Origin of the sequence: Bacillus sp. m3-13, assembly GCF_000175075.1 — a bacterium.
GTDB classification, from domain to species: domain Bacteria; phylum Bacillota; class Bacilli; order Bacillales; family Bacillaceae_I; genus Sutcliffiella_A; species Sutcliffiella_A horikoshii_C.
Genome location: NZ_ACPC01000024.1, coordinates 1 through 8,922 on the forward strand (window position 1 = coordinate 1; position 8,922 = coordinate 8,922).

At 42.7% G+C, this 8,922-nt stretch carries 6 protein-coding genes; all 6 read left to right on the forward strand.

Annotated elements, in window-relative coordinates:
* Nucleotides 1-334 precede the first annotated feature (334 nt).
* The 6 genes from pth to yabN all read left to right on the forward strand — a co-directional run bounded on the left by pth (nucleotide 335) and on the right by yabN (nucleotide 8,829).
* Nucleotides 335-895, forward strand: coding sequence for an aminoacyl-tRNA hydrolase (pth, locus tag M313_RS0116765; protein WP_010191392.1), 561 nt, complete (start codon nucleotides 335-337; stop codon nucleotides 893-895).
* A gap of 130 nt (nucleotides 896-1,025) precedes the next feature.
* Nucleotides 1,026-1,256, forward strand: coding sequence for an anti-sigma-F factor Fin (gene fin, locus M313_RS0116770; protein ID WP_010191394.1), 231 nt, complete (start codon nucleotides 1,026-1,028; stop codon nucleotides 1,254-1,256).
* Between the two features lie 111 nt (nucleotides 1,257-1,367).
* Nucleotides 1,368-4,904: a transcription-repair coupling factor gene (mfd, locus tag M313_RS0116775; RefSeq protein ID WP_010191395.1), complete on the forward strand. Its 3,537-nt coding sequence runs from the start codon at nucleotides 1,368-1,370 to the stop codon at nucleotides 4,902-4,904.
* Nucleotides 4,905-5,107: 203 nt separating this feature from the next.
* Nucleotides 5,108-5,644 carry a stage V sporulation protein T gene (gene spoVT, locus M313_RS0116780; protein ID WP_010191397.1) on the forward strand — a complete coding sequence of 179 codons (537 nt, stop codon included), beginning with the start codon at nucleotides 5,108-5,110 and terminating at the stop codon, nucleotides 5,642-5,644.
* Nucleotides 5,645-5,760: 116 nt separating this feature from the next.
* A complete protein-coding gene (locus tag M313_RS0116785) occupies nucleotides 5,761-7,344 on the forward strand; it encodes a putative polysaccharide biosynthesis protein (protein WP_010191398.1) in 1,584 nt (527 codons plus the stop codon).
* A gap of 21 nt (nucleotides 7,345-7,365) precedes the next feature.
* Entirely contained in the window at nucleotides 7,366-8,829 is a 1,464-nt protein-coding gene (gene yabN, locus M313_RS0116790) for a bifunctional methyltransferase/pyrophosphohydrolase YabN (protein WP_010191399.1), read from the forward strand.
* Nucleotides 8,830-8,922: the final 93 nt, after the last annotated feature.

Consider the following 8,922-nt stretch of genomic DNA (forward strand, 5'->3'; position numbering starts at 1 on the left):
AAAGCACGAGGAAAAGCGGTAAACGGTCAAATAGAGGGCTTCTATACGCCCGAAGGCACGAGGAAAAGCGGTAAACGGTTAAATAGAATGCTTCTATACGCCCGAAGGCAAGAAGAAAACGCGCAAACAGTCGTATAGCGCACTTTAACCACCCAGTGGCTTCTAAACTCCAGTAATATAGAGTTGTTTTAATCGACTAGACCCCTTCTCATTTCCTTTTCACCCCATGTTCAAGTAAAATGAAAGATAGCGAATAGGTTTGTGGGAGGTATTCATGAAAAAATTTTTGCAATCCTTATTTGGTAAAGAGCAAGACGTTTCAGGAGGAAAAATAATGAAAGTATTTGTGGGGCTTGGAAATCCAGGCCGTCAATATGAAGAAACAAGGCACAATATCGGATTTATGGTAATAGATGAATTAGCAGACAAATGGAACATCCCATTAACACAGTCCAAATTCAAAGGGATTTTCGGACAAGGTACTATAAACGGCGAAAAAGTACTATTAGTGAAGCCTCTTACATATATGAATTTATCGGGGGAATGTGTTCGCCCGTTATTGGACTTCTATAAGCTAGATGTAGAGGATCTTGTGGTAATATATGATGACTTAGATTTACCAGCCGGAAAGCTGCGTCTTCGCCAAAAGGGCAGTGCCGGGGGGCATAATGGAATTAAGTCCTTGATACAGCACCTACAGACCCAGAATTTCAACCGTATTAGAATGGGCATTGACCGTCCGAAAAACGGACCGTCCATCTCGGATTATGTACTTGGGAAGTTCCAAACAGAAGAGCGTCCGGCAATCGATGACAGCATAAAAAAAGCGGCAGAAGCTTGTGAAGAAAACTTGTCAAAAGAATTCCTTCAAGTAATGAACACTTTTAATCAGTAATAGAATGTTAAGGTAGTTTTTCTGAGCTTCTTCAAACCCAACACACCTTGTATAACAATGTTTCCCACTGTTCATACTATTGGTAAAAGAGGCCATTTTCTAGGCCTTGCAGAAAAGTGGAGGGAAAAAGATGGCTATCCATTATCATTGCAGACATTGCGGCTATAAAGTCGGCACCATCGATTCCAAATCGGTATTTTCAGAAGAACTGGGTTTTCATCAACTATCGGATACAGAACGACATGAAATGATAGCATATCAACAAAATGGTGATGTACATGTTAAAACGATTTGTGAGGATTGCCAGGAAGCCCTTGACCGGAATCCTGACTGGCATGAACAAGAACGGTTCATACAATAGAGCAGATAAATTAGCTTTGGTGAGACACCAAAGCCTTTTTGCGTCTGAGAAGCTCAATGATAAAAAAGCAGAATATAAAACATTAATCATAGAGAGGGGAGGGTGTTTGTCATGAAGGGTTTTATTCCATATTTCAGTGAAAATGATGATTTCCAGTCGGTTTTGGTTGGCCTGCAAGAGGGGTTGCAAGAACAGTTGATTTCAGGAATTTCTAATTCGGCGAGGTCCATGTTAATTGCGGCGTTGTATGAAGAAAGAAAGGCGCCAATCCTGCTCATCACCCATAATTTATTTCATGCCCAAAAGGTGTATGATGATTTGGCAAGCTTCCTGCCGGAGGATCAACTGTATCTTTACCCTGTAAACGATGTGTTGGCGGCAGAAATCGGTATCGCCAGTCCAGAACTTAAAGCACAGCGCGTAGAGGCCCTTAACCATTGGGCTACTAAAAATAATGGGATTATTATCGCACCCATCGCAGGGTTAAAAAGAATACTCCCATCAAAAGAAAAATGGCAGCAAACGTTGTTGACCATTGAAGTAGAAAAGACGTTGGAACTCGATAACTTAGCAGAACGTCTAGTCAGGTTCGGATATCAGCGGGTAGGAATGGTTGCAACGCCAGGAGATTTCAGTATTAGAGGCGGAATCATCGACATCTACCCTATCACAGAGGAATATGCCATTCGGATTGAACTTTTTGATGACGAAGTAGAGTCGATCCGTTATTTTACGGTAGAAGATCAACGTTCTCAAAAACATATGGTTATGGTGACGATTGGCCCTGCAACGGAAATGCTCCTTACAGATCAAGAGCTTGCCAATGGCCGGGAGGTTCTTGAAAAAGAACTGGCGAAAACGATTAAAAAGATGAAAAATGATAAAGTAAAACAGCTGTTAACGGAAAATATTTCCTATGAGCTAGAACAAATACGCAACGGACAAGTGTTTTCAGAGCTGTACAAATATCTTTCATTCTTTTACAGTTCACCAGCTAGTTTACTAGATTACATTCCTCGGGGCGGAATAGTGATCATGGATGAAATCAGCAGAGTCCATGAAACGGCAGAAAGTCTTGATAAAGAGGAAGCAGAGTGGCTTGTAGAGCTATTGGCAGAAGGAAAAGCGGTCCATGACCTGAAGTTTTCCCATTCTTTTGCCCAAATTGTACATAGCAAAAAGCAACCATTTCTTTATCTATCCCTTTTCTTACGAGCAGTGCCGCATACTCATCCAGAAAACTTGATTAATATGTCTTCTAAGAGCATGCAGCATTTCCACGGGCAGATGCACCTGCTAAAATCGGAAATTGAGCGTTGGAGAAAAGCAAACTATGCAATTGTGGTCCTTGCTTCCAACCAAGAGCGGATGGAAAAGTTAGAGACAGTGTTTGCTGATTATGAAATGGATATAAGAAAGCTTTCCAAAGGGTCGGCCTTTGCCCATGGCGAGGTCCAACTTGTGGAAGGAGACCTGCAATCAGGTTTTGAATTACCGATGCAAAAGCTTGCGGTCATTACAGAGGAAGAGCTTTTTAAGAAGAAAGCAAAAAAGCCTAAAAACAGACAAAAGCTATCGAACGCAGAACGAATTAAAAATTACACCGAATTGAATGTTGGGGACTATGTGGTCCATATCAACCACGGAATCGGTAAATACTTAGGAATTGAAACACTAGATATTAATGGCCTTCATAAAGATTATATTCATATTAAATATCAAGGCTCTGATAAACTTTATGTCCCTGTTGAGCAAATAGATCAGGTGCAGAAATATGTAGGTTCTGAAGGGAAAGAACCGAAAGTTTATAAGCTTGGTGGAACCGACTGGAAAAAGGTAAAAAATAAAGTGGAGTCGTCTGTCCAAGACATTGCAGATGACCTGATTAAGCTATATGCCGAAAGAGAAGCGAGTGTCGGTCATGCCTTTTCACCAGATGGAGAAATGCAAAGAGAGTTTGAAGCAACCTTCCCTTATCAGGAGACAGAAGATCAGTTGCGATCCATCCATGAAATCAAATTGGATATGGAAAAAACTCGCCCGATGGACCGATTGCTGTGTGGAGATGTGGGCTATGGTAAAACGGAAGTTGCCATCAGGGCTGCCTTTAAGGCGATTACAGACGGCAAACAGGTAGCCATTTTGGTTCCAACCACCATTTTGGCACAGCAGCATTATGAAACGATCAGGGAAAGATTCCAAGATTACCCTATTAATATAGGCCTGTTGAGCCGTTTCCGATCAAGAAAACAACAGACGGAAACGATGAAAGGGCTTGGAAATGGAACGGTGGATATAGTTGTTGGGACACACCGATTATTGTCCAAAGATATTAAATACAAAGACCTAGGCTTGTTAATTATTGATGAGGAACAGCGTTTTGGAGTTACCCATAAGGAAAAAATTAAACAGCTTAAAGCTAATATCGATGTGCTTACCCTTACCGCAACGCCAATTCCGCGGACCCTTCATATGTCGATGCTCGGGGTGCGTGACTTGTCTGTCATTGAGACACCGCCGGAAAACCGTTTCCCGGTACAAACGTATGTGATGGAATATAACGGGAACCTGGTAAAGGAAGCGATTGAAAGAGAGCTGGCCCGAGGCGGTCAAATTTATTTCTTATATAACAGGGTGGAAGATATCGAGCGAAAAGCGGATGAGATCTCCATGCTTGTTCCAGAAGCGCGTGTCACCTATGCACATGGAAAAATGACCGAAAACGAACTAGAGTCGGTGATGATTCAGTTTCTTGAAGGAGAAGCGGAAGTGCTTGTTAGTACGACCATCATTGAAACAGGTGTGGACATTCCAAATGTTAATACATTGATTGTCTTTGATGCAGATAGAATGGGATTATCCCAGCTTTATCAGCTCAGAGGACGCGTAGGAAGGTCCAATCGAGTCGCATATGCCTATTTCACATATCGAAAAGATAAAGTGCTCACAGAAGTGGCCGAGAAACGCCTGCAATCTATCAAGGAATTCACAGAGCTTGGTTCAGGATTCAAAATTGCCATGCGTGACCTTTCCATTCGCGGAGCCGGAAATCTGTTAGGTGCCCAGCAACACGGATTTATTGATTCAGTTGGATTTGATATGTATTCCCAGATGCTAAAAGAAGCAATCGAGCAGCGCCAAGGCGCGAAAAATGCGAAAAAGGCGCATGAAATCTCCATTGATGTGGAGCTTGATGCGTACATTCCTGAGTCCTATATCCCGGACAGTAAGCAAAAGATCGATATGTATAAGCGTTTCCGCGGATTAGAGTCTAAAGAGGATCTTTTAGAGCTTCAAGATGAAATGAAAGATCGTTTCGGAAACTACCCAAAAGAGGTCGATTATTTATTCCAAGTATCAGAGATGAGAGTCTATGGTCTAAAGGAAAAAGTGGATTCCATCAAACAAACAAAACAAGAGTTGGTCATTCTTCTTTCAGAGGAAGCAAGCGCCATTATTGATGGTCAAAAGCTATTCTTATTAGGGAATGAGTTTGGCAGGATGGTGAGCCTCGGTATGGAAGGAAAACACCTGAAGATTGTCATCCAGACGAAACGTTCTGCGACAGAAGAGTGGATACAGGTGGCCATTTCCATGATAAAAGGGCTAGAAAAAGTAAAAAAAGAAAGCGTGAATGCTTCCTCATAGGTTTGAGTTTGTGAAGAAACGTCTATATAAATACTGGGGGAATTTACTATCAGAAAAAAACATTTCCAACATGTATATAACTCCCTGAGTGTAGGATACTAACTTCAACGAATGGTGAATTCTTCAAAAGCAGGACATATTGATCAATTCCACCAATTTAACTCATCTCTTTTTATCATCGGATGAAGGAGGCAACCTAAGAAATGAAAGCAACTGGTATTGTACGTCGTATTGATGACCTAGGTCGCGTTGTAATTCCTAAAGAAATAAGAAGAACCTTGCGTATTCGCGAGGGTGACCCGCTTGAGATTTTCGTCGACCGGGACGGAGAGGTTATTTTAAAGAAATACTCTCCAATTAGTGAGCTTAGCGATTTCGCTAAGGAATATGCGGAAGCTCTCTATGATAGCCTGGGCCACCCGGTGTTAATCTGTGATCGCGATACGTTTATTGCTGTCGCTGGGAGCTCGAAAAAGGAATACTTGAACAAAAGCATCAGCGAAGTCGTGGAGAAATCCATGGAAGATCGCAATTCCGTATTAAAAACGGATGAACAGCAGCTGGCCATTGTCGACGGGCACGTTGAACCACTTTCTTCTTATACCATTGGACCTATCGTGGCGAACGGAGATCCGATTGGGGCAGTGGTGATCATGTCCAAAGATAAGTCGCTTGGAGAAGTGGAACAGAAAGCAGTGGAAACAGCTGCAGGCTTCCTTGCAAGACAGATGGAGCAATAATAATTAAGTGGAAGCAACGGGCATGCGTGTCTGTTGCTTCTTTTCTTATGTCTCTAAACCTTGCTAATATGCTATAATTATACAATTGTACGAATACCTTTAAGGCGGGCTTTTTTATGAATGATTTATCACCACACTCCTATCAAAAGGTCTGGAAAGGCGCCATGATTCTTACCATTGCAGGGATCATCATTAAAATCCTCAGTGCAGCCTATCGCGTTCCTTTTCAAAACATCGTAGGAGATGTCGGCTTTTATATTTATCAGCAGGTATATCCCTTTTATGGGGTGGCTATCATTTTATCTACATATGGCTTTCCGGTTGTCATTTCTAAAATCATCGCAGAACACCCAGAGAGCACAAGGGAGCAAGCGGCACGGAAAATACGCTGGGTGTCCTTTAGTTTCTTGACACTTTTGGGTTTGAGCTTTTTCCTGTTGCTTTACTTTGGTGCGACCCACTTGGCAGCTTTTATGGGAGATCTGGAACTCTCCATATTAATTAAAATTGTTGCGTTCTCTTTTTTGGTGTTGCCTTTGGTCTCTGTCTGGAGAGGAAGCTTTCAGGGACTTGGGGAAATGACACCGACAGCCGTTTCGCAAGTCAGTGAACAGGTAATTAGAGTAGGGACGATCTTGGTGCTATCCTATCTGCTTATGAACGCGGGATTTTCCCTCTATGAAGTAGGTGCAGGTGCCATATTCGGTTCTGTCATTGGGGGCTTTGCAGCCGTACTTGCTCTGTTGGTCTTTTATCAAAAGAGGAAAAGGAAGCACATGCATACGGCTGCACCTTCAAATGTGCTTCCGACTTCGAAGTCTATTGTAAAGGTTCTGATGCTTCAAGGCTTTACCATTTGCATCAGCTCGCTATTGCTGGTTCTTTTTCAGATGGTAGACGCGTTCACTATTTACGCGGGGTTATTGGAAGCAGGAATCAACGAACAACAAGCTAAAGAGCTTAAAGGGGTCTATGACAGGGGACAACCGCTTATTCAGCTTGGAACGGTAGTGGCGACGGCATTCTCGCTATCTCTTGTCCCATACATAATTCTTTCTAAGGGGAAGGAAGTGAAAGAAAAGATAAGTCTCTCTATCCGTGTCAGTATTGGAGTGGGAGCGGGAGCAGCAGTGGGTCTTGCCTGGCTGATCAAACCGGTGAATATGATGCTTTTTTCCAATGAAAACGGCTACCACGTTCTAATGGTACTTGGTTTGTCGATTCTCTTTTGCAGCATTGCCCTGACAGCAGCTGCTATCTTGCAGGGGCTTGGCAACCCTTATCTTCCGGCTCTTTTCGTAAGTATCGGGATTGGCTTTAAATATTTGCTTAATGTCCTATTGATTCCCGCCCATTCGACATTGGGAGCGGCAATCGGTACATTGTTGGCGTTCAGTTCGGTCGCCACCATGATGATCCTGGCGTTAAAAAAGAAGACAGGCACTTCTATTTTTGAGAGAATGCCAACCGTTCCCTTGCTTGTAAGCATCGCGATGATGTCTGCCGTGTTGACAGTCTATCTGCTTCTGACAGATTCACTGATAGAGGATAGCCGTAAGATGGCCACCTTCCAAAGCATAGTGGGAGTGATAATCGGCGGATTCACCTACCTGTTAATTTTAATAAAAAATCACTTTTTTACAAAAGAAGAACTTATGCTTCTCCCACTAGGAAAGAAATTGGTGAAGCTTTTAAAATAATTATAAAGTTGGTGTCCATTTATGAATATGATAAAGGTTCTGGGACTTGGTGCAGGGGATCTTGAACAGCTTCCGATGGGAGTGTACAAGCAATTAATGAAGGCCGAACATCTTTACCTTCGAACGAAAGAGCATCCTGTTATTGAGGAGCTTGAACGGGAAGGGCTCACCTACGAGTCGTTTGATGCCATCTATGAACAGGAAGGCACATTCGGCACAGTATATGAAAGAATTGCAGAAGAACTGATCAATCTTAGTGCAGATAAGGAAATTGTGTATGCTGTTCCTGGCCATCCGCTTGTGGCGGAAAAAACCGTGCAAATCTTGCTCGAAAAAGAGAAAGAAGGCAGTATTACTCTCGACATTAAAGGCGGACAAAGCTTCCTTGACCCGATGTTTACAGCAGTAGGGCTTGATCCAATTGACGGCTTTCAATTTCATGATGCAACTGCGCTTATAAAAGAAGCGATTGAACCGACCCAGGCGATGATCTTCTGCCAGGTATATGATGCCTTCATTGCATCAGAAGTGAAGCTTACCTTGATGGAGATGTTGCCGGATGATTATCCCGTGACGATTGTAACGGCAGCGGGATCTTGCTTAGAACAGATTACAGAGGTACCATTGTACGAACTTGATAGGGTGGCAGAAATCAATAATCTGACAAGCGTCTATGTCCCTGCAGTGAAAGAGGAGGAGGTTCTTTATAAACAATTCTCTTCTTTTAGAAAAACCATTGCGACATTAAGAGGTCCTGGTGGCTGCCCATGGGATCAGAAGCAAACGCATGAATCTTTAAAAAAATATTTAATCGAAGAAGCATATGAATTGCTCGATGCCATTGATGAGGAAGACACAGACGGAATCATTGAGGAACTTGGGGACGTTCTTTTACAAGTACTGCTACATGCCCAAATTGGCGAGGATGAAGGGTACTTTAGCATAGAAGATGTGATAGAGGGGATCAATGAGAAGATGATCCGCAGACACCCTCATGTATTTGCAGACACTTCTGTTGAGGATGCAGACGATGTTATCAACAATTGGGAAGCCATCAAAGCCGAGGAAAAAGGAGAAAGGGCCGAGCAGTCCATTCTAGATTCCGTTGCAAAAGGGCTTCCTAATCTTACGAAAGCATTCCAATATCAGAAAAAAGCCGGCAAAGTTGGGTTCGATTGGGATGATGTTGCACCAATGTGGGATAAAGTAAACGAGGAAATCGCTGAGTTGCAGGAAGAATTGGCAAAGGATTCAAGTTCTGAACTTGTGACCGCAGAATTCGGAGACGTACTTTTTGCTCTCGTCAACATTGCAAGATACTATAAAATAGATCCAGAAGAAGCGGTGGCCCTAACCAACCGGAAATTTTACCGCAGGTTTACTTTTATTGAAAAGAAGGTAAAGGAATTAGGGCACTCCTTCGAGAATCTATCATTAGAACAATTAGATGCTATCTGGGAAGAAGCAAAAAAGAACGGATTATAAATGGATGAAGATTCTCTGTTCCTATGCAGATATCCTAGCTGGTGATTGAAGCACATGGCGAAGACTCCTGCGGGAGGTAGCACTTCGCGGAGA

What these genes read in the sequence shown, in the direction of transcription:
- pth (WP_010191392.1), top strand. Translation starts at nt 335, where the DNA reads ATGAAAGTATTTGTGGGGCTTGGAAATCCAGGCCGTCAATATGAAGAA.
- fin (WP_010191394.1), top strand. Translation starts at nt 1,026, where the DNA reads ATGGCTATCCATTATCATTGCAGACATTGCGGCTATAAAGTCGGCACC.
- mfd (WP_010191395.1), top strand. Translation starts at nt 1,368, where the DNA reads ATGAAGGGTTTTATTCCATATTTCAGTGAAAATGATGATTTCCAGTCG.
- spoVT (WP_010191397.1), top strand. Translation starts at nt 5,108, where the DNA reads ATGAAAGCAACTGGTATTGTACGTCGTATTGATGACCTAGGTCGCGTT.
- M313_RS0116785 (WP_010191398.1), top strand. Translation starts at nt 5,761, where the DNA reads ATGAATGATTTATCACCACACTCCTATCAAAAGGTCTGGAAAGGCGCC.
- yabN (WP_010191399.1), top strand. Translation starts at nt 7,366, where the DNA reads ATGAATATGATAAAGGTTCTGGGACTTGGTGCAGGGGATCTTGAACAG.